The organism is Mycobacterium sp. NPDC003449, from assembly GCF_053588415.1.
Window position 1 is genome coordinate 1 of sequence record NZ_JBSFPX010000025.1, and the last position, 19,317, is coordinate 19,317.

Sequence of the window (19,317 nt, forward strand, 5' to 3'; positions counted from 1 at the left end):
CGAGTACGGTGCCGCCCATCTCGGCCGTGAGCACGATGTCGTCGCCGACGCGGTCAGCCAGAGGCTTGACGAACAGCAGGTCGCCGATTGTCTCGACACCCTGACAGCCGCCCAGCGCGAAGCGATCGGAATGGCCTACTACCGCGGTCACACCTACCGCGAGGTCGCCGAACTCCTCAACGCCGCACTACCGACAATCAAATCCCGCATCCGTGACGGTCTGATCCGCCTGAAGAACTGTCTGGGGGTGAATACCGATGCCTGACAATCACACAGACGACGAGCGAGAACTGCTCGACCTCGCCTACCCATATGCGCTCGGCGCCGTGTCCGAGGTCGAGCGCGACGATATCGGTGAGCGGCTGCGGACCGCCGCTGCATCCACCGCAGATGTGTTCGCCCGGATCGTCACCGACACGCAGGAGACGATGGCGTTGGTCACCGCGGGTGACACCCTCGTTCCGCCCTCCCGGGTACGTGAGTTTCTGCTGAACGCGATCCAGGCACAACCCGAGCCGGTGGCGTCTGATGATCTGGCGCACCACCGTGCCCGACGTCGCCAACGCATTTCCCGAGCGGCGCTGGCAGCGGCCGCTGCTGTCGTGATCGGTGTGGCGAGTGTCGTAGTGGTGCGATCGTTTGACCGCCCCCCGGCCGTGCCGTCCGTGGCGCAAGTGCTCGACAGCCCCGACACCCGCACGACGACTACCGAGGTGGCGGGCGGCACCATCACACTGAGCGCCTCGGCTCAAGCCAACGCCGTGGTGGTGGCCATGTCGGACGTGCCCCCGCCCCCGCAAGGACACGTCTATCAGATGTGGTTTTTCTCCACGGCCGGACCGGCAAGGTCGGCAGGCACCATGAGCGCCGACACGATGCCACCCCCCGGTGGGACGGTGATCCCGGCATTGGATTCGGCCACCACCGTCACCGTCACCGTCGAACCCGGAAGCGGATCAACCCAACCGACCGGAAACCCGGTCGTCAGCATCCCGCTGACCTGATCGCGTTGATCGCCGCGGGGACCAATCCGGCACGCCGGTCGCCACGAACCACTGTCGAACACCTTGATGCCGACAGGAGTTGTTACATGACACCTACTCGTCTACCGCTGTTGCGGTGATGACCCGATGAGCGCGACCTCCCTACTCGACGGCCTGCTCGACCGGACGATCGCGCCGGGATACTCACGGCTGGGTTTTGGCTTGCGGCAGTACATCTGGCCGGCCGGCGATCCTGCCCACGGCGCCCTGACCGGTGCCACGGTTCTGGTCACCGGTGCGAACTCAGGAATCGGTAAGGCGATCACCGCAGCCGTCGCGGCCCTGGGCGCGACCGTGCTGATGACAGTCCGCGATACCGCGCGTGGGGAGTCGGCTCGCCGCGACGTGCACGCCGCCAATGCCGAGGCAAACCTGCACGTGGAGCGGTGCGATGTGTCAAGCCTGGCCGGCGTCCGGTCATTCGCCGCTGATCTGAGCCAACGGCGAACCCGGCTGGACGCCGTGATCCACAATGCCGGAGTGCTGCCGGCGCAGCGGGCCGAAACCGCTGACGGACACGAACTTTGCCTTGCCACCCATGTGCTCTGCCCACTGCTGCTGACCGAACTGCTGCTGCCGTTGCTGGCCGCCTCCCCCGATCCGCGGATAGTGCTGATGTCCTCGGGTGGCATGTACACCCAGCCGCTGGACTCCGATGACATCGAATACCGCACCGAGCCCTACCGTGGCGCCACCGCCTACGCCCGCAGCAAACGTATCCAGGTGGCCCTGACACCGCTGTTGGCTCAGCGCTGGGCCAGGCAGTCGGTAACGGTGGCCGCGATGCACCCCGGCTGGGCCGACACCCCGGGAATCGCGCAGGCACTACCCGGGTTTCGCCGCCTGACCCGTCCAATCCTGCGGACCCCCGAGCAGGCCGCCGACACCGCAGTATGGCTTACTGCGACGACTCCGACGCCAGCATCGGGGCATTTCTGGCATGACCGCCGCATCCGACCCACGCACTACCTGCCTACGACCCACTACACCGAAGCCGAAGTCGGACACGTGTGGCAGTACTGTGCAAGCGCTATCGACCTGTCATGACGGCCGCCGTCACTACTGTTTCAGTCAGGTCTTCTCCGCCTCGACGAGGTCGTGCGGCACGACCGAGAACATGCGGCCGGTGGGCCGCAGGCCGACGCCGGTGAGCAGGGCCTGCAATTCGAGAACCGAGCGCAGTCGGCCGCCGTCCCTTTGGGTCAGCGTGTGCAGTCGACCGTCGACCGCAACCCCTTATAGCGCGCCCAGGCCCGCAGCGATGCGGGATGGTCGTTGCGCAAGACCGTCCCGGTGCGGGCCAGCTGCACCGCTCCGGTTCGTTGGTCCATTTTGCAGAGGCCGCAACTGACAGCCCCGCGCAGAAGGCGATGTGTCGACAGTGGATCGGAGCCGATCTGGGCAGCGACCTGCGGCGCAGTCATCGGCCCACCGGCGAGCAAGTCGGCGATCCCGAGTTCGGCCATTGTCGCGGCAATCTGGACGCCGGCGGTGCCCTCGCCCAGATCCAGCATCGCGATTTCGGGCGGCACCAGTAGGTCAGCGAAGTGCTTGAGTCGACGCCGCAGGGCGAGCGTAGCCAGCACCACGGGAAGGGGCCACGCAATCTGCCGGAGGCTATGGGCTAGATGCGAACCACGTTTGCACCTCATCATGAGGCTCCTCTCCATCGGGGCCGAACTTCGATCCGGACTTCGCCAGGCGGCGTTCGAACAGCCGCTGCAGCGGTGTGGCGACAAAAGTGGTGAGGATCGTCATCAGCGCCAGGATGGTGTACAGCTTGCCGGAGATGAGTCCCCCCTCGAATCCGATGTTGAGCAGGATGAGTTCCATCAGGCCACGCGCGTTGGCGAGTGCTCCCATCGAACCCGCCTCGTACCAACTCATGCCCTGCCAACGCGCTGCCAGTCCGACCGCACCGAACTTCGCGGCGAAGGACACGACGAGCACGATGCTCGCCATGAGAAGGGTGGAAGCGTCAAGTATCAAGGTGAGCTGAGTATTCAGGCCCGAATAGATGAAGAACGCCGGTATCAACAGGTATGAGACCAGTGGTTCGAAACGCTCGCGGATCGCCTCGAGGTGCCATGCGGGTGTGGACAGACGCTGGATGCAGACTGGTACTTCCCGAACCAAGAGCAAGAGCCTGCCGGCCTAATCTATTTGCAGCACGGCTTCTTTCGGTCCAAGAGCAACGTTTTAGCGCTTGCCGTGCAACTCGCCGAGCGGACCAACAGCATCGTCGTGGCACCGACCGTGACGTCGAATCCTTTCGTTACCGACGGCTGTTGGATCAACGGCGATGAAATACACCGCGCGACGGCGTCGTTGTTCGCCGGCGACAGAGCCGCTTTGACGGCCAGCGCCAGTGCTGCAGCGGGCAGACCCGTCACGTTGCCGGCAGCGTTCGTCGTGGCAGGCCATTCGGCCGGCGGAAACATGGCCGCAGCAGTTGCCGGTTACACCACCGAGAATGGCGCAATCAGCGATCTTCGAGCGGTGGTGATGTTCGATGGCGTGGACAATGAAGGGGCCATCACAGCTGCCGCAGGCAAGCTGACCGGCGCCAACACGCGTCCGATCTATCAGATCGCCGCCGAGTGTTGGGTCTGCAACGCGTTCGGATCAGGCACCGATGCGCTTGTCAATGCGCGCCCTGGGATGTTCGTCGGGGTGAAGCTTATCGGCGGCACCCACGTTGATGCCGAAGGCGCCAGTTCGGGCCTGCTGGCGCAGCTGGCCTGCGGCTTCCCCCTATCGCAGAATGTGGCCGCCGTTCGAGTGATCGCGGCCGGCTGGATCACCGACGCCTTCACCGGAAGCAACACTGGGGTGACGGGAGAGCCAGGCGAGAAGATCCCGGTCGCTGGAGCCACCGCAGTGGTACTCGGCGCACCGACGCAGTCACTAGGTCCCCGTACCGCCGCGGCCGCAGTGGTGTGAACGAAATTGCCGCTAGATTGGACACATGGGCGCCTGGACTTTGCACTCCAGCGACTTCGCTGTCGCGTTCATCGCGTTGAGGTTCGCCTACCTGGCGGTGATCGTTGGCCTGCTCGTGGCGATGTACCGCGTTCTGCACCGTTAACCGCTGCCGCAACAACCGGCCCCTCCGCGGCCGCAGTCAGCTCCTCTGAGTCCCGCTACGTCAGCCGGCGGGTGGCATGAGAACTGTGTCGATCATGTACACAGTCGCGTTCGCAGTGTCGGCTCCTCCGCAGATCACCGATGCGTTGTTGACCTTCAAGGCCTCCGGTGTGCCGGTAACCGAAACGGTGGCGCCCTGCGCGGTCTTGTGGGTGCCAACCACCCCGGCGGGACCCGCTCGATTCGGGACCACGTGGTAAGTCAAGATTTTTGTCAACGTAGCCGAATCGGTCTTGAGGGAATCGACCGTGGCGGATGGAAGCTTGGCGAATGCGTTGTCGGTCGGCGCGAACACGGTGAACTCGCCGCCGTTGAGGGTGTCGACCAGATTGACATCCGGATTCAGCCCGCCCGACAACGCCGCCGACAGCGTGGTGAGCAGCGGATTGTTCGCTGCGGCGGCGGACACAGGTTCGGCAGACATGCCCTTGACCGAACCGGGTCCGACAGGCACCTGGCTGGCGTAGTCGGCGCAACCCGGACCGACCGGATCGGCGGCCGCGGTGCCTACAGCGAACGACAGCATCCCTGACGCCGCGATGCCGACAGCAGCAGCTGACGTGGCGGCCCGTGTGGCGATGTTCATAGCGGTTCCTCCCTATTCGTGGCGGCGTGGTGCCTCCACTAGCTTCGTCGTACAAGTCGTACAGCCGGTATTCGATGCCGTCGGGTCGTTGGATGGGCCACACCCGGGGAAGAATCGCGTCAAATCGGATCAGTGAACCATCCGACACGTCACGTGCTTCGAACTACCAATGAACAAATCCGGCGACGAGAGTGGAAGGACATTGCCGTGTTGAGTCAGGTGCGAACCAATACGAGTCGGTTCCTAGGGACCGCGTTGTCGACGGTCGGGTTTCGTATCGGCGTCGAGGAGCCCTTGTACAGTGTGCAGCCTTTGGCTGACGGTGCCGAGATTCGCCACTACGGTCCGCGCGTCGCAGCCCAGACCCACGTTGTGGCCGATGAGGAAGCCGCCCGCTCTGCCGGCTTTCGACGACTCGCCGGCTACATCTTCGGGGCCAACCACCGATGCGACAGAATCATCATGACCGCGCCGGTGAGTCAACAGACGACCGCCGTCAGGAGCCAAAAGATCGATATGACAGCGCCGGTGGCCCAGGTCAACGCGGGTGTGGGCTGGATCATTCGGTTCTACATGCCGACCGGGTGGACCTTGGAGACGCTGCCGATCCCCGATGACGAGCGCGTTGGGCTGGTCGCGGTTGCTCCAGAAACGGTCGCGGTACTTCGGTTCAGCGGCGACCGCGGCCCCGGCAGCGTGGCTTCCCACACTGTTCGACTGCGCGAAATATTGTGCGCCTACGGTTTTGAGGCCACCGGCGAAGCTACGGCATGGTTCTACGACCCGCCTTGGACACTGCCATTCCGGCGTCGCAACGAGATCGCGATCTTCCTCGAAGATCACTAGCGTCACATGCAACCCCATCCGAACGTCAACTCTCGACTCAGAGGAGCGAATGACAATGCGTTTCAAGACTCTTGGTGCAACTGCGGCCGCAGTGGTGACCACCGCTATCGTCGGAGGTGCGGCAACCGGGAGAAGCGTCGACTCGCCGTGGTACGCCCAACTGCGCAAACCGAGTTACCAGCCGCCGCGGCAGGTGTTTCCGATCGTCTGGCCGGCCCTCTACGGCGACATCGCACTTGTAGCGGCCGACACCATTGACCGCCTGTCCGAGGATCGCCGCGATGATGCGGCTCGACGATTCTGCGCCGCACTCGCGATCAATCTTGGGCTCAACGCAAGCTGGTCATGGGTATTCTTCAACCGCCACCGTCTCGGCCTGGCCGCGCTTACCGCTGGAGCACTCACCGTCAGCAGCGCCGACCTGACTCGCCGCGCGGTCGCGGTCGGACCGCAGCGCGCAGCGGCTCTGACGCCCTATCCCGTCTGGTGCGCGTTCGCCACTATGCTGTCCACCCACATCTGGTGGCTCAACCGAGGCTGATACGCCAAGCAGGACAACAGTTTCAGATTCGGGCCAGCTCCCGACAAAGTCCTCGCGCACCCTTGTCGAGTAGGTCTGCGACCACGGGCCGCAGCAGCGGTTCGGCCCATCGCAGCCAGCCCTGGAAGGCGAACCGGACCCGGTAGGTGACCAGGCAACCCGGCGGGTACGCCGTGACGGAGATGTGGTCATGGGCGATGAGCGAGGCGTTCTGGCCGCGGAGCTCTATCGCCTTGCCGGGTATCAGGTCGACGACTTCGTAGACAAGGTCGCTGGTGCGGCCCGCGAACCGCGATGTGTTGGCATATCGGGTTCCCACTCCACCGTCACCATCTATGCGTACCGTCCGGACCGTACCGGGATCCCATTGCTCGGTCGTGGTGAAATCGGCCAAGTAGGCAAAGACGGCATCCGGTGCGGAATCCGTGCTCAGCTCACGCTGCATCTCAATCACGTGCACTCCTTGTGGAGGTAGTTGCGGCCGGTCTCTGCTGGTTTCGTCGGCCGCCACAACGAGGCCGACGGCCCTGGGTCCCTCTTTGTGCGGCGACCGCGATGTTGTTGAGCATGCCGGTGAAGATGATCCCGTGGAACGGCAGCAGTGAGTACCAATAGATCCTTCCGGCAATACCTTTCGGGAAGAAGATCGCACGCTGATAGAGACGGGTGCGGTGTGCGCCGCGTGATTCGAGTCGCCATTCGAGCCAGGCGCCGCCGGGGGTGCGCATCTCGGCCCGCAGCCTCAGCAGGTGCGGTCGCTGGATTCTCTCGACTCGCCAGAAGTCCAGGGCGTCTCCGGTGTGCAAGATGTGGGGGTGGCGGCGGCCGCGCGTCAGGCCGACTCCCCCGGTGAGCCGGTCCAGCCAGCCGCGGAGCGTCCAGGCAAGCGGAAAGGAGTACCAACCGTTCTCACCGCCAACACCTTCGACGACCTGCCACACCTGATCAACTGTCGCGTCGCAGTCGATGGCGCGGTTATCTGTGTAGATGGCGTCACCGGCCCAGCTGGGGTCAGACGGCAGCGGTTCGGCGGGTGCACCGGTGGGAGATGCGTTGGCCCAGGTAGTTTCGACTTCACCATTCTCTATGCGGCGAAGTGCGAGTGCGACGGCGTCCCGGTATCGGGTCGCCCCTCCCGGTGGCGGCGCAATGATCGTGTCGATGTCGTGCTCGGCGGCGACGGCGTCGGTGCTCAGGGATTCGATGAGGGCTCGACCGATCCGCGGCGGCACGGGGGTCACCAGTCCGATCCACAATCCGGCGAGTTTCGGTGTGAGAACCGGGAGTACGAGAATCCTGCGCCGGGCCAGGCCGGCGACGTCGGCATAGATCTGCATCATCTCGCCGTAGCGCAAGACATCCGGGCCCCCGACGTCGTAGGCGCGGCTGCGCGGCAGATCAGCGGTGGCGGCCTCGAGAAGGTAGTAGAGCACATCGCGTACAGCGATGGGCTGGATGCGGTTGTTGACCCAACGCGGTGTCGTCATCACAGGCAACCGGTTGGTCAGGTGCCGGATCATCTCAAAGGACGCCGACCCGGAACCGATCACAACTCCGGCCTGTAGCACCAGAGCCGGGATACCGGAGTTCAACAAGATTTCTCCGACTTGGCTGCGGGACCGGAGATGCGTCGAGAGCCGATCCGATTCCGGATGTAGGCCGCCGAGGTAGACGATGCGCCCCACCCCGGCGCGGCGGGCGGCGCCCACCAGATTTTCTGCGCTGCGACGCTCCGATTCGATGAATTCTCCGCCGCCGTTCATCGAGTGCACGAGGTAGTAGACGACGTCGATGTCGTGGCAGGCGTCGTCGAGCGAGTCCGGGTCGGTGAGGTCTGCGCGGACAACCTCCACATCCGCCGCCCACGGCACATCGCTGATCTTGTCGGGATTGCGGGCCATCGCCCGCACCCGGTGCCCGGCTTCGACCAGCCGTGGAGCCAGGCGGCCGCCGATGTATCCCGTGGCGCCCGTGACCAACACCCGAAACGAAGGATCGGTCACGGGTCCTCCTCGAGGAGGTGTCCAAGCTGGTGACGCAGACACTGCTCAAGCGTGGGGCGGCGAAACCGGTGACCGTCTTCGATCAGTCGACGCGGAACCACCCGTTGGCTCGCCATAGCCAGCTCGCGGGCCCCCTGTTCGCCGAGCAGAATTGCCGGACCGAAACCGGGCACGGGTATCAACGCCGGTCGATGCAGAATTCGGGCCAGCCAGTGGGTGTATTGCTCGTTGCGGACCGGATGTGGTGCAACCGCATTCACCGGACCGCTGAGCGTGGGATCGACGAGCGCGCGGTGATAGATATCGATCAGATCATCTATGTCAATCCAGGACAACCATTGCCGCCCGCTGCCGAGTCGCCCGCCGACCCCGGCGGCAAACAGCGGGCGCAGCAACCGCAGGGTTGCGCCGCGCGGGGTCTGCACAATGCCGGTGCGCACGTTGACCACCCGCAATCCGGCGGCCGCTGCTGCCATCGTCGCCTCTTCCCAGTCGGCGACCACGTCGGAAAGGAATCCGCCGCCTTTGGAAGCGGATTCGTCTAGCTCAACATCCCCGCGGTCGTCCCCGTACATCCCGATCGCCGACGCACACACAAAAGTTGAGGGCCCTTCGGTGGCGGCTGCCGCACACTCAGCGAGGCGCCGGGTCGGCTCGATCCGGCTATTGCGCACCGCCTCCTTGTGCGCAGCGGTGAACCGACCCGCGATGGACGCGCCGGCCAGGTGCACGACGGCATCGACACCGTCGAGCAGGCCGGCATCTGGCGAGTCGGGGTCCCACCGGCGTTCCCCCTCCCCTTGTGGTTGGTGGCGCACCAACCGGATCACCCGATAGTCGCCCGTGGACAAGAACGCGCTCAGGGCGGTGCCGATCAATCCGGTCGACCCGGTCACCGCCACGGTGGCCGGTCGGACACCGTGCTCGCGTGACCACTGATGGCCGGCGAGGTCTTCGGCAAGCTGCCGGTGCCGGTACCGAAACATCTGCCGGAGGAGGCCGGCCGGGACACGGGTGTCGACACGATCGGTGATCCGCGTTCGTCCGGTGTCGACGACATCGAAGCGGTGTTCGTGTCGCCACGACCCGAGCAGCCCCAGCGGAAGTGACCGCAATCCGTCATGGACCAGTGCGTCGGCGAAGCCTGCCTGCCGACGGTAGGCGCCCGGTTGATGTTGCGCCGTCCAACGCAGGCCACCGGGCAAGGCCAGGACGGCGCGCCCGGCGGCCAATGAGGCCGCCTCGGACACGACGTTTACCGGCTGCCACGGCGGCAGCAGACGATGTATCGCACCGGGGCGCGCGTGCCAGTCGAACACTTCCTCGCGAGGCGCGTCCAGCACGCTGGTGTACACGATTCCCACGACACCTCCCCAGGTTGGATCGCTCTGTCAGTAGTTCGGAGCTACCCGACCGGCGGATGGTTCACACCGAAAATCGGGGGCAAGATGGACAGATGCCGGCGCTGTTGTGGTTTCGACGCGATCTGCGGGTGACCGACCTGCCCACGCTGCTGGCTGCCGCCGACGTGGACGGCGAGGTGCTCGGCTGCTTCGTGTTGGACCCGCGCCTCGAGGCCACGTCAAGTCCGCGTCGCCTGCAGTTTCTCGGCGATTGCCTCCGCGAACTCCGCAACAATCTCGACGGCCGTTTATTGGTGACCCGTGGACGGCCAGATCAGCGCATTCCTGCCGTCGCCGCAGCCATCGCCGCCACGTCGGTTCACGTTTCCGACGACTTCACCCCATTCGGCCGGCGCCGCGACCAACAGGTGCAGGCAATGTCGGGTGAGGTGCCGATCGTGGCAACGGGCTCGCCGTATCTGGTCACACCGGGACGGATCACGAAGGATGACGCCGCTCCCTATCGGGTCTTCACACCGTATTTTCGGCGATGGCGCGAACATGGTTGGCGCGCACCGGCCCGATCCACGCCTCAGTTGGTGCACTGGCTCGATCCGGCCGAACTGTCCGAGGGCGCGGCAAGGCCGGTCGAGATTCCCGATCCAGATGCGCATCTTGAGTTCGCTGCCGGCGAGAGCGCGGCGCTACTCCAATGGAAAGAGTTCGCCGAAAGCGATCTGGAGCACTACGCCCAGCAGCGCGACCGTCCCGACGCCGCCCGGACCAGCCAGATGTCGGCACATCTGAAGTTCGGCACCATCCACCCACGCACCATGGCCGCGGACCTCGACCTGCGCCGCCCCGGTGACGCTGCCTATCTGCGGCAGCTGGCATTTCGCGACTTCTACGCCTCGGTCCTCTACCACTGGCCGCACAGCGCCTGGCACAACTGGAACCGCGACTTCGACACGATCGAGACCGACTCCGGATCCGACGCCGACAAATCATTCGAAGTGTGGAAGGCCGGTGAAACCGGCTTTCCCATCGTCGACGCCGGCATGCGTCAGCTACGCCAGACCGGATTCATGCACAACCGAATCCGAATGGTCACCGCGTCATTTCTGGTCAAAGACTTGCATCTGCCTTGGCAATGGGGTGCCCGTTGGTTTCTCGACCAACTCATCGACGGAGACATCGCCAACAATCAGCACGGATGGCAGTGGTGCGCGGGCAGCGGAACCGATGCCGCCCCATACTTTCGGGTGTTCAATCCGGTGACCCAAGGCCAAAAGTTCGACCCCGCAGGCGATTACGTCCGGCGTTGGGTACCAGAACTGGCCGACGCCGATGACCCCCATCTGGCAACCGGTCGGCGGCCGTCCAACTATCCGCCGCCGATGGTCGATCACCGGCAAGAACGCAACGAAGCACTGCGCCGCTACCAGGCGATTGCGAAATAGCCAGGCCCGCAGCCGTTACCGCGACCGTCCGCATTACCGCCGTCCTCGACCCTCCCACCCGGAAGGACTCCCATGTCAGGCATCATTCCCGGCCCTGCCCGCGTACTGCGCCGTGAGGGCACCTTCACGTTGCCCGCACACGTGCGGTTCGGCGGCGCGTTCGAGACTGTCAGCGCCTGCGGCGCGACGCGATCGAACGCATCGACGCGCTCACCCCGATCGGGGTGAGCATCGCCGCCAGCTCCGCGGTCCCTGTCGAGGTGCGGCTGGAGGTCGGCGACATCGACGAGCACTTCGCCGGCACTGCCGACCCGCAGGGACGCAGCCCCCGGGGCGGCGATCCTCGCGATGAGCACTACATCATCGACGTGAGCGGCGACGGCATCACCGCGGTGCCAGCAACACCCCCCATCGGGCAATTGGTTCCTCGTGTATTACCGCGATGACGCAGGAAATTCGTACAGAAATTTCCCTTCCACTAGGGTTCAGTGACGGCCAGTTCACCGGCTGGCGGGTGCGGGTGATCCTGGATAGCTGGAAGCCTGCTGAGCCGGTCAATCGGCCTTTCGATGTGGGAGGACAGGATGTCGACTTCGAGGTTCGAGAGGTCGGCTGACGGGTATCTGAACCCCGAGCGGATCCAGATCGCACGGATGCGTCGTGGCCTGACCAAACTCGAACTGGCACAGCGCATCAACGTGACCGCACGCACGATCACCAAGTACGAAACAGAAGCTGCACCCGCGACTGCCGCTCCCGCGCTCTCGGCGGCGCTGGAGTTCCCGGTCGGTTACTTCCAACGTGCGGATGCTGCAATGGTCAACGCAGCGCAAGTCAGCTTCCGGGCGGCCCGGCGGGCTACGGCACGCCCGCGCGAAGCGGCGGTGGCCGCTGGAGTTGCCGGCGTGGAGATCGACCGGTGGATTTCTCGCCGGTTCGCCCTGCCGGCTCTGGATCTACCGGATTTGGCTTGCTGCGACCCGCGCGAGGCTGCACAGATGTTGCGCGCCATGTGGGGCCTGGGGACAAGACCTCTACCAAATCTGGTGCAGCTGTGCGAATCTCGCGGAGTCCGCGTCTACACCCTGCCGCCGTTCGCCGACGCTGTCGATGCGTACTCAATCTGGTACGACGAAGTGCCCTACGTGTTCCTGACTCGCTGCAAAGCTCCTGAACGGATTCGGTTCGATCTGGCCCACGAGCTTGGGCATCTAGCGCTCCACAGAGATGTGCCCGCCGAGACCACGGCCGAAGAGCGCGCCGCGGACGCGTTCGCCTCAGAATTCCTCCTGCATGCTGAGTCACTCTCCGAGTATTTGCGGTGCAACCCATCTTTTGAGGAGCTTCTGACGGTCCGGACCCAATTCAAGGTGTCTGCGATGGCGTTGGCCTATGCCTTACACGATTCCGGCCGGCTGACCGATTGGGCATATAGGCAGATCTGCGCATCCTGCTCTCACAGAACGGCTTTCGCACCGCAGAACCCGGCGGCATGCCGTCTTACGAGATGTCACGCGTGTTCACCCATATCCTCGGTAGTGCGGGCAATTCGTCGGTGAACGCACGGATGATCGCCATCGCACTCGATGTCCCCGTCAGCGATGTGCATGCACTCACGTTCGGGACGGAACTGCGCCCGGCGCAAGCGACTGAGGTCGCGCTCCCGCCAGCGGCAAATGGCGGGAGCGCCGCGGTGTCGTCGCGCCGGCACCTGCAGCGAGTCTAATAACGAGAACCAACGGTGACTGTGCGCCGTCTAGCAGACGTCCACTAGTCCGGAAGGTCGATACGTTCGAAAGATTGTGCTGTGTAGGTAGTTTTCGTGTTCCCACCCGGGGTGGTCTCGGTTTTCATGATGGCTTCGACACGGATTCGTTCGCCGACGGCCAGGCCGCGGGTTTGGCTGGGGTCGATGCGCCCGAGTTTGACGGTCACAGCGTCTCCGTCGTCTTGTTGGATCACCCATGCGCTGACCGCGGAGACGGTGAGGTACTCGCCGATGATGAGCACGGGTTGTTCATCGAGATTGGCGTGTTCGACGACGAATGCCATGTGCCGGGCGGCCTGGGCGGTGACGCTGACTCTTCGCGTTGACCGTGATGGCTGCTTCCAATCGATGTCGACATCGAATGCGGCGCGCTCCAACGTTTTTGCCAGATCCCGCACCGCTGAGGCAGTGCGGGGCCCCATGTGGCCGAGCTGGTGAACGAAAGACGACTGCTCTGGCACCGGACCGATGTCATTGCCGGCCGCGAACACGTCGATGGCCGCACCCACGGCGGTATCGAGCACCTGGTCATCGGTCTCGAACTCGGCGAGCATTCCTGGTGCGCCCGCCTCATCGGCCGGTGCGATCGCTGGGGTGAATGTCAGGATGATCGATCCTGGGGCGGGTGCCGCCGTCAACAGGAGGTCGGTACGACGTTTGACGTCGGCGTTGGGCTTCTTACCCAGGGCTTTGTCCCCGGCCTGTGCTGCGCCGACGGCGGTGGCCAGGCGCTGAAACCCGGTCATGACGCGCGCGACCTCGTTGACTTTGGCAGACGAGCCGGTGACACCGTCACCGGTAATGCGGATATTCCCGTGCGAAGCGAGGGTGCGCCCTAACGGGTCTGCATCAATCAGCCCCTCAATCCCGATGCGAGACAGGTCATCAGCGGTACTCCAGTCCGGCACCCGCTCATCGATGTCGGGATCGCTCATCGCGGCCACAATCGCTGCTTGCATTCGGTCGAGTTCGTCGTCAGCAATAGCCATCGATGAGCACCTCCACATACCCTCGTCGCGGCACGGCGTCCTCACGCACCGGCGCGGCTCCGCGCGGACCAGACGGGACACGCTGCAGCAGGTCGTCGACTTCGCCGCGTCGCGCCGTGTACTGCGCGAAGTACTCGTCGCGGTTGCGTATATCCGGCTGGCAGTGCCATGCCACCAAAGCAGTGTCCACCTTTACACCGACAACGCGCCGCACCTCGCCAGGTAAGGCAAAAGCACGTAACACTTTCGCCACAACCGGATCCAGACGCGCCTTGCCCAGCTCGTGGTCTTCTGCCCAGTACACACACTGCACCGAGGCGGGGTCATCGAAGTCAGAAACGAATGGCCCGTGCAGCCAGGCGGCGTTGAGAGGGACGTGACGCCCGAGCATTCTGGTCGTCACCTCCCAGTCCCGCCACAGTGCGGCGCGACGATCGCCACGGCCGTCAACGAACCGGGTGTGTATCTCGTCGCGTGTCACCTGGTAGCGCCCAGGCGGCAACACCCCATCAGGTCCCAACTCCGGCAACACTATCTACCCCCCCTTAGCGAACACGCCCGTCCCCTACGGGCCGTGCTCGTCAGCCGGCGACGCTCACCTCCGGCGCCGCGCCATCAGCCGGGGGCCAGCCCCGATCGCCGGACGGATCCTGCGTATCGATGTGACTACCGGCGAACATCGCCAAGGTGGCGTTGTCGATCGCGGCGATGACCGCGCGGGCGGCCACAACAACCGAGTCGTCCTGCGCACCTACACCGGCAATCGCCGCCTCCAGCTGATCGCGCGCCGACAGCAATGCACCGAACCCCGGCATCGCGACCGGCGCCTGGGGGACGACAAACGCGCGCAGCAATTCATCGAGGGCTCGACGCTGGCGGGTATCCATCCGCTGGGCTTCAGCGGGCAACTGATATTGCTCACTCATCGGAGGCCGGACCCCGACGGCCGCGAACGCCACCGTTTCAGGCACCTCGGCCAGATAGGCGATAGCACGGATCGATGCATCGGTCGGCTGAGACGCATAGGCGCCCTGCCGTAGCCGGTTCAGAGTGGCATGGGAAATGTCGTGACCGGCCTGCTGGGCGATGTCGGCCAAACGCCGCCCGGAGGCACCGTTGTGACGTTTGACCGCGATTTCGATCAGGTCCCTCAACGATCTGCTGGTCTTGGACACCACCACACCTGCCTTACCTCTAAACCTCTAACCGCAGTTGCGTGTCTACGCGTTTCCCATTGTTCTGCCGCGCGTAACACGAGTCAAGAGCAACACGCGGCGCAGCTTCGCACCCAAACGCTTTCACGGTTTGTATCGTGACACACGTGTCAGGCGGCATCAAACTGAGTTCGGCCTTAACGCCCTGCTGGAGATTGCGGCCACAGGGGTCGCCCGAGGGCGTGTTCCAACTTTGCCAGCGTCCCGATGTCGCACAACACGGTGCCGGCCAGGATGCGGCCGATGGTGGTGTGAGCGACCCCGGTGGCCGCAGCCAATGCACGCTGGCCGGCGCCCGTCTCGACCATCGCCATGTGCAGTTCGCGGGCCAGATGCAGCGCCGCCGACGCCGACGGCGGTGCATCGGCAGTGAGATCCCCGTCAGGCCACACCCCGGCCTCCACGTAGGCAACCGGCGGCAGATCGCCGTGACCGCGCGACATGAGCCGACGATAGCGCCACCGCGCCGTGTCGGCATCTGCGCCAGGTATGACCTCCACGAGTTTGGTGCATATACGCACCACATGGGAGGGTGCCGCCATGACACGCCAGCCTCTGATCGAGGACGCCAACCATGAGTGGGCAGTTGACGCTGCCGTTGCCGTGGGGGCCCGCCATGGCTGAGGGAAGCCTGGCGGTGGCCGTGGACACCGTGGTCGCCGCGTGGGCGGTCGACGGGACCATGTCGGAGCAGACACTAGACAAGTTCGCTCTGCTGACCCGCCGGTTCACCCGGTTCGCCGATGCCCACGAGGTGACCACCCTGGACGGCGCCGACGTCGATCTTGTCACCAAATTCGTTGCTGCCAAGGGCCGAACGCGCCACGGAGAGGTCGGCCCGGCCGCAGTGGCAACCATGCACAACCGGCGTGCAGCGCTGCGAGCCTTCTTTCGCACAGCTCGACGACTTGGCATGACACTGGATGACCCGACCATCGATATCGCCGTGCCGGAGCGCGAAGCCTCCACCGTTCGACCACTACATGACGACGAAGCCGCGTTAGTGCGGCTGTTCTCCGAGCACGCCACCCCAACCCGCCACGCCGCCACCACCGCGCTGCTGCTAGCTGGCGCCCACACCAGCGAGCTCGGCTACATCCGCATCGGCGACATCGACACGACTGCGCATACCGCGTGGGCGCACGGCTCCACCAAACACCGCGCCCGCAGCCTGCCCTTGGACACCTGGGCCCGCCGAGTGATCTACCAACGCATCACCCACCTCACCGAACTAGGCGCGGGTGCCGACACCATCATCTGCACCGGCTCGGACGGGTCTGATGCCCAGCGTCAGGCTCGCGTCTGCGTGACTGTCCGCGATGTCCTGACCCGCGCGGGGCTGACCGGGTCTGCTGGGGTCAAGCCTTCATCGTTGACCGCTCACGCTGCCCGACGGGTCTTCGAGGACACCGGTCGTATCGAAACCGCGGCCCAGCTCACTGGTTCCGGTTCCCTTGACGGCGCCGCCGCACTTATCGGCTACCGGTGGACTGAGGACAGCTGATCGGCTATGCCGTCCGAGCAGCGCTCCTGAATCGCCCTGGAAATGCTGGAGGCTCCTGACCTTGGAAACGAGGATGCAGGTATGCCGAAGGAACAGTCGCCTGGGAAGCCCACGACGCGCCGTTACAGCTCGGAGGAGAAGGCTGCTGCGGTGCGGATGGTCCGCACGCTGCGCGAAGAGCTGGGCACCGAGCAGGGCACGGTAGCGCGGGTGGCCCGTCAGCTCGGCTACGGCGTGGAGTCGGTGCGCTCCTGGGTACGCCAGGCAGACATCGACGACGGTCACGCCCCGGGTGTGACGACCGCGGAGTCAGCGAAGGTCAAAGAACTCGAGCAAGAGATCCGAGAACTGAAGCGGGCCAACGAGATTCTGAAACGAGCGGCGAGTTTCTTCGGGGCGGAGCTCGACCGCCAACACAAGAAATAGTCGATTTCATCGACGCCAACCGCGAGGAGTTCGGGGTCGAGCCCATCTGCACGGTCCTGCGCAGCGCAGGCCTGCAGGTGGCCCCGAGCACCTACTACGACGCCAAAACCCGCCCGCTGTCTGCGCGGGCGCAGCGCGACGCGGTCCTGGGGCCCGCGTTGCGTCAGCTCTGGGAGGACAATTACTGCGTCTATGGGGCCCGCAAGCTGTGGAAGACCGCCCGCCGTGCCGGTCACGACGTCGGCCGCGATCAGGTGGCTCGGCTGATGCGGGCCGCCGGTATCCAGGGGGTGCGCCGGGGCAAACGTGTCCGCACCACCAAACCCGACCCGGCGGCGGCCCGTCACCCGGATCTGGTGAAGCGCAAGTTCACCGCGACCGCACCGAACCAGCTCTGGGTGACCGACCTGACGTTCGTGCCGACCTGGGCCGGAGTGGCTTACGTGTGCTTCATCGTCGATGCCTACTCGCGGATGATCGTCGGCTGGCGGGTGGCCTCGCACATGCGCACGACCATGGTGCTCGATGCGATCGAGATGGCGCGATGGTCGCGCGGAAACCAACTGCCGGACTTGGTTTGTCACTCCGATGCCGGATCGCAGTTCACGTCTATCCGCTACGGTGAGCGGCTCGCTGAGATCGGCGCGGTGCCCTCAATTGGCACGGTCGGAGACAGCTTCGATAACGCCCTCGCCGAGACAGTGAACGGCTACTACAAGGCCGAACTGATCTACGGGCCGGCCCGCACCGGGCGGCCGTGGAAGACCGTCGAGGACGTCGAACTGGCCACCCTCAGCTGGGTCTACTGGCACAACGCCAGCCGCCTCCACAGCTACCTCGGGCGACTTACCTCCGGCGGAGTTCGAAGCCGCGTTCTACGATGCATCACGGACCGACCAACCCCTGGTCGGAATCCAATAGCTCGAGCCTCCGGCGAATCCAGGGCGATTCAGACCGCGACAAGGGCTACAACTGCGCCGAACACCTGCGCCAACACACAAAAACCGACGACGGTGACAGCGTCTACGACCGCTGTTACGGCTGGCGTGAAGACGCCGAATCCCTCAACAACACCCTTGACCGCACCCTCTACGGGGGACGCATGACCGCGCACACCTCCACCCGTCAACACGGGGTGATGATCGGATTTGCCCTGGGCCGCAATGCAATCGCTGCATTTATCCACCGACGAAACCAACCGCCCGCAGCAGCCTGAGCACCCCCAACGGGACACCTCTGCCCTCCGGACAGTCACACCTATCTCACCCTGCGCACCAGCCTCGTGACCCGCATCGGCACCACGTCCAGAAGCCCCGATGCCACCGATTCGGCGCTCGGCGTCTAGCATGAATCGTCCCTATGGGTTTTCGACACCTATTTCGATAGGTCCCCCGCCCCCGTAGCTCAGGGGATAGAGCACGGCTCTCCTAAAGCCGGTGTCGCAGGTTCGAATCCTGCCGGGGGCACTTTTTTTGCAGCGTCGGGCGCGGTTCGCCCCCCGGCACCCGATCCCACAGGTTTCCGAGTACCGCGAACCGGAAATGCACTCGGGGTGCTGACTACGTGCGTCCGTGGCCTGGCCGCGGACGCCCGGTAGGGGCGAATCTCGGTGTCCGAGACTTTCGCACTCAGCGCTGCGGTCGTGTTCGGCCTCGTACATTTCCTGAGTGGCCTGCTGGCGCGCCGCGCCGACAGCTGGGCCGTCGCGTTCTACGGGCAGGTCGGCGGCACGGTCCTGGTGGCGATCGCGGCGGTGTTCTGGCCCGCACCGCACCTCACCCTCGAGTCGATGGGCTGGGGAGCGCTGTCGGGGCTCGGCACCGGCGTAGGCGTCGGGTTCCTGTACCGGGGCCTCAGCACGGGACGAATGAGTGTCGTCGTCCCGCTCAGCGATGTCGGAGCGGTGACCCTGCCCGTCCTTGTGGGCGTCGCCCTGCTCGGCGATCGGCCCTCGGCGGTGGCATGGGTCGGAGTCACGGCGGCCCTGCCCGCCCTGTGGCTGGTGTCGCGCACCCGCACCTCCACCTCGTCTCGGGCGGCCAGCGGCACGGTCGACGGACTCATCGCCGGAGCCGGCTTCGCGTTCCAGTTCATCGCGATCTCCTGGGTCGATCTCGACGGAGGAATGTGGCCGATCTTGGCGGCCCGGATCCTGGCGGCAGCCACCCTCGTGCCGCTCACCCGACATTCGGACGGGGAACTGCGCCTTCCTCGGCGACTGGTGCTGCCGTCGTGCGCCGTGGGTGCGGCCGGCTCCGTCGCGATCGTCCTCTATCTGCTGGCCACCCAAGACCAACTGCTTGCCCTGGCCACCGTGCTGGCGGCGCTGTACCCAGCCATACCGGTCGTCCTCGCCTTGGTGTTTCTGCACGAGAAGCTGGCCCCGCCACAGATATTCGGCCTAACTCTGACCGCCGTATCGATCGCGCTGATCTCACTCGGTTGAC

Annotated in this window: 23 protein-coding genes, 1 tRNA gene, 1 pseudogene and 1 other annotated feature; of the genes and pseudogenes, 15 read left to right on the plus strand and 10 right to left on the minus strand. The window is 65.1% G+C overall.

Features of this window, described 5'->3' with window-relative positions:
- From ACWDTP_RS09660 to ACWDTP_RS09670, 3 genes are all read left to right on the plus strand, one after another.
- Nucleotides 1-265 (plus strand): sigma factor-like helix-turn-helix DNA-binding protein (locus ACWDTP_RS09660; RefSeq protein WP_450018949.1); only part of this gene is annotated, 265 nt, incomplete at its 5' end.
- Complete coding sequence (locus ACWDTP_RS09665; RefSeq protein WP_450018951.1) at nucleotides 258-1,004, plus strand: anti-sigma factor; 747 nt, start codon at nucleotides 258-260, stop codon at nucleotides 1,002-1,004. The genes ACWDTP_RS09660 and ACWDTP_RS09665, both read left to right, overlap by 8 nt.
- 126 nt (nucleotides 1,005-1,130) lie before the next feature.
- Nucleotides 1,131-2,090: an SDR family NAD(P)-dependent oxidoreductase gene (locus ACWDTP_RS09670; RefSeq protein ID WP_450018953.1), complete on the plus strand. Its 960-nt coding sequence runs from the start codon at nucleotides 1,131-1,133 to the stop codon at nucleotides 2,088-2,090.
- Nucleotides 2,091-2,245: 155 nt separating this feature from the next.
- On the opposite strand, the gene ACWDTP_RS09675 is transcribed toward ACWDTP_RS09670, so the two are convergent.
- Nucleotides 2,246-2,629, minus strand: coding sequence for a methyltransferase family protein (locus ACWDTP_RS09675; RefSeq protein WP_450018955.1), 384 nt, complete (start codon nucleotides 2,627-2,629; stop codon nucleotides 2,246-2,248).
- A 31-nt stretch (nucleotides 2,630-2,660) separates the two neighbouring features.
- Nucleotides 2,661-3,179 (minus strand): cation:proton antiporter, encoded by a 519-nt coding sequence (locus ACWDTP_RS09680; RefSeq protein ID WP_450018957.1) that lies wholly within the window; start codon nucleotides 3,177-3,179, stop codon nucleotides 2,661-2,663.
- A 27-nt stretch (nucleotides 3,180-3,206) separates the two neighbouring features.
- Between ACWDTP_RS09680 and ACWDTP_RS09685 the strand changes: the two genes are divergently transcribed.
- Entirely contained in the window at nucleotides 3,207-3,986 is a 780-nt protein-coding gene (locus ACWDTP_RS09685) for a hypothetical protein (protein WP_450018959.1), read from the plus strand.
- Between the two features lie 205 nt (nucleotides 3,987-4,191).
- Here ACWDTP_RS09685 and ACWDTP_RS09690 read toward each other — a convergent pair whose 3' ends face one another.
- Nucleotides 4,192-4,776: a fasciclin domain-containing protein gene (locus ACWDTP_RS09690; RefSeq protein WP_450018961.1), complete on the minus strand. Its 585-nt coding sequence runs from the start codon at nucleotides 4,774-4,776 to the stop codon at nucleotides 4,192-4,194.
- Nucleotides 4,777-4,983: 207 nt separating this feature from the next.
- On the opposite strand from ACWDTP_RS09690, the gene ACWDTP_RS09695 reads away from it, so the two are divergent.
- Together ACWDTP_RS09695 and ACWDTP_RS09700 are read left to right on the plus strand one after the other, a co-directional pair.
- Nucleotides 4,984-5,622: an SOUL family heme-binding protein gene (locus ACWDTP_RS09695; RefSeq protein ID WP_450019047.1), complete on the plus strand. Its 639-nt coding sequence runs from the start codon at nucleotides 4,984-4,986 to the stop codon at nucleotides 5,620-5,622.
- A 55-nt stretch (nucleotides 5,623-5,677) separates the two neighbouring features.
- Entirely contained in the window at nucleotides 5,678-6,163 is a 486-nt protein-coding gene (locus ACWDTP_RS09700; protein WP_450018963.1) for a TspO/MBR family protein, read from the plus strand.
- 22 nt (nucleotides 6,164-6,185) lie between these two features.
- Here ACWDTP_RS09700 and ACWDTP_RS09705 read toward each other — a convergent pair whose 3' ends face one another.
- From ACWDTP_RS09705 to ACWDTP_RS09715, 3 genes are read right to left on the minus strand one after another with little or no spacing between them, the layout of a single operon-like run.
- A complete protein-coding gene (locus tag ACWDTP_RS09705; RefSeq protein WP_450019049.1) occupies nucleotides 6,186-6,608 on the minus strand; it encodes an SRPBCC family protein in 423 nt (140 codons plus the stop codon).
- A 1-nt stretch (nucleotide 6,609) separates the two neighbouring features.
- The gene (locus ACWDTP_RS09710) at nucleotides 6,610-8,166 is read right to left on the minus strand and encodes an SDR family oxidoreductase (protein ID WP_450018965.1); all 1,557 of its coding nucleotides are present in this window, start codon (nucleotides 8,164-8,166) and stop codon (nucleotides 6,610-6,612) included.
- On the minus strand, nucleotides 8,163-9,530 hold the full coding sequence (locus ACWDTP_RS09715; protein WP_450018966.1) for a TIGR01777 family oxidoreductase: 1,368 nt from the start codon (nucleotides 9,528-9,530) through the stop codon (nucleotides 8,163-8,165). Before ACWDTP_RS09715 ends, ACWDTP_RS09710 begins: the two co-directional genes overlap by 4 nt.
- Before the next feature lie 92 nt (nucleotides 9,531-9,622).
- Here ACWDTP_RS09715 and ACWDTP_RS09720 point away from each other — a divergent pair, with 92 nt between their 5' ends.
- From ACWDTP_RS09720 to ACWDTP_RS09735, 4 genes are all read left to right on the plus strand, one after another.
- On the plus strand, nucleotides 9,623-10,969 hold the full coding sequence (locus tag ACWDTP_RS09720; protein WP_450018968.1) for a cryptochrome/photolyase family protein: 1,347 nt from the start codon (nucleotides 9,623-9,625) through the stop codon (nucleotides 10,967-10,969).
- A gap of 224 nt (nucleotides 10,970-11,193) precedes the next feature.
- Nucleotides 11,194-11,415, plus strand: coding sequence for a hypothetical protein (locus ACWDTP_RS09725; RefSeq protein ID WP_450018970.1), 222 nt, complete (start codon nucleotides 11,194-11,196; stop codon nucleotides 11,413-11,415).
- Nucleotides 11,412-11,585 carry a hypothetical protein gene (locus ACWDTP_RS09730; RefSeq protein WP_450018972.1) on the plus strand — a complete coding sequence of 58 codons (174 nt, stop codon included), beginning with the start codon at nucleotides 11,412-11,414 and terminating at the stop codon, nucleotides 11,583-11,585. Before ACWDTP_RS09725 ends, ACWDTP_RS09730 begins: the two co-directional genes overlap by 4 nt.
- Nucleotides 11,554-12,528, plus strand: a complete 975-nt coding sequence (locus ACWDTP_RS09735) for an ImmA/IrrE family metallo-endopeptidase (RefSeq protein WP_450018974.1) — start codon at nucleotides 11,554-11,556, stop codon at nucleotides 12,526-12,528. The genes ACWDTP_RS09730 and ACWDTP_RS09735 overlap by 32 nt, the downstream gene beginning before the upstream one ends.
- Nucleotides 12,529-12,739: 211 nt before the next feature.
- Here the strand turns inward: ACWDTP_RS09735 and ACWDTP_RS09740 are convergent, their stop codons facing one another.
- The 4 genes from ACWDTP_RS09740 to ACWDTP_RS09755 form a co-directional block, all read right to left on the minus strand.
- Entirely contained in the window at nucleotides 12,740-13,726 is a 987-nt protein-coding gene (locus tag ACWDTP_RS09740; protein WP_450018976.1) for a hypothetical protein, read from the minus strand.
- A complete protein-coding gene (locus ACWDTP_RS09745; protein ID WP_450018978.1) occupies nucleotides 13,713-14,258 on the minus strand; it encodes a DUF6932 family protein in 546 nt (181 codons plus the stop codon). The genes ACWDTP_RS09740 and ACWDTP_RS09745 overlap by 14 nt, the downstream gene beginning before the upstream one ends.
- Nucleotides 14,259-14,307: 49 nt before the next feature.
- On the minus strand, nucleotides 14,308-14,901 hold the full coding sequence (locus ACWDTP_RS09750) for a hypothetical protein (RefSeq protein WP_450018980.1): 594 nt from the start codon (nucleotides 14,899-14,901) through the stop codon (nucleotides 14,308-14,310).
- A 176-nt stretch (nucleotides 14,902-15,077) separates the two neighbouring features.
- Nucleotides 15,078-15,383: a helix-turn-helix domain-containing protein gene (locus tag ACWDTP_RS09755; RefSeq protein WP_450018982.1), complete on the minus strand. Its 306-nt coding sequence runs from the start codon at nucleotides 15,381-15,383 to the stop codon at nucleotides 15,078-15,080.
- Between the two features lie 200 nt (nucleotides 15,384-15,583).
- Between ACWDTP_RS09755 and ACWDTP_RS09760 the strand changes: the two genes are divergently transcribed.
- The 5 genes and pseudogenes from ACWDTP_RS09760 (at nucleotide 15,584) to ACWDTP_RS09780 (ending at nucleotide 19,316) form a co-directional block, all read left to right on the plus strand.
- Complete coding sequence (locus ACWDTP_RS09760) at nucleotides 15,584-16,444, plus strand: site-specific integrase (protein WP_450018984.1); 861 nt, start codon at nucleotides 15,584-15,586, stop codon at nucleotides 16,442-16,444.
- An 81-nt stretch (nucleotides 16,445-16,525) separates the two neighbouring features.
- Nucleotides 16,526-17,791, plus strand: a pseudogene (locus tag ACWDTP_RS09765) (IS3 family transposase).
- Nucleotides 16,825-16,956, plus strand: a sequence feature (AL1L pseudoknot). Its footprint overlaps the pseudogene before it by 132 nt.
- Nucleotides 17,751-18,086, plus strand: coding sequence for a hypothetical protein (locus ACWDTP_RS09770; protein WP_450018986.1), 336 nt, complete (start codon nucleotides 17,751-17,753; stop codon nucleotides 18,084-18,086). Before ACWDTP_RS09765 ends, ACWDTP_RS09770 begins: the two are co-directional and overlap by 41 nt.
- Before the next feature lie 177 nt (nucleotides 18,087-18,263).
- A tRNA-Arg gene (locus tag ACWDTP_RS09775) sits at nucleotides 18,264-18,336 on the plus strand.
- 143 nt (nucleotides 18,337-18,479) lie between these two features.
- Entirely contained in the window at nucleotides 18,480-19,316 is an 837-nt protein-coding gene (locus ACWDTP_RS09780; protein ID WP_450018988.1) for an EamA family transporter, read from the plus strand.
- Nucleotide 19,317 lies beyond the last annotated feature (1 nt).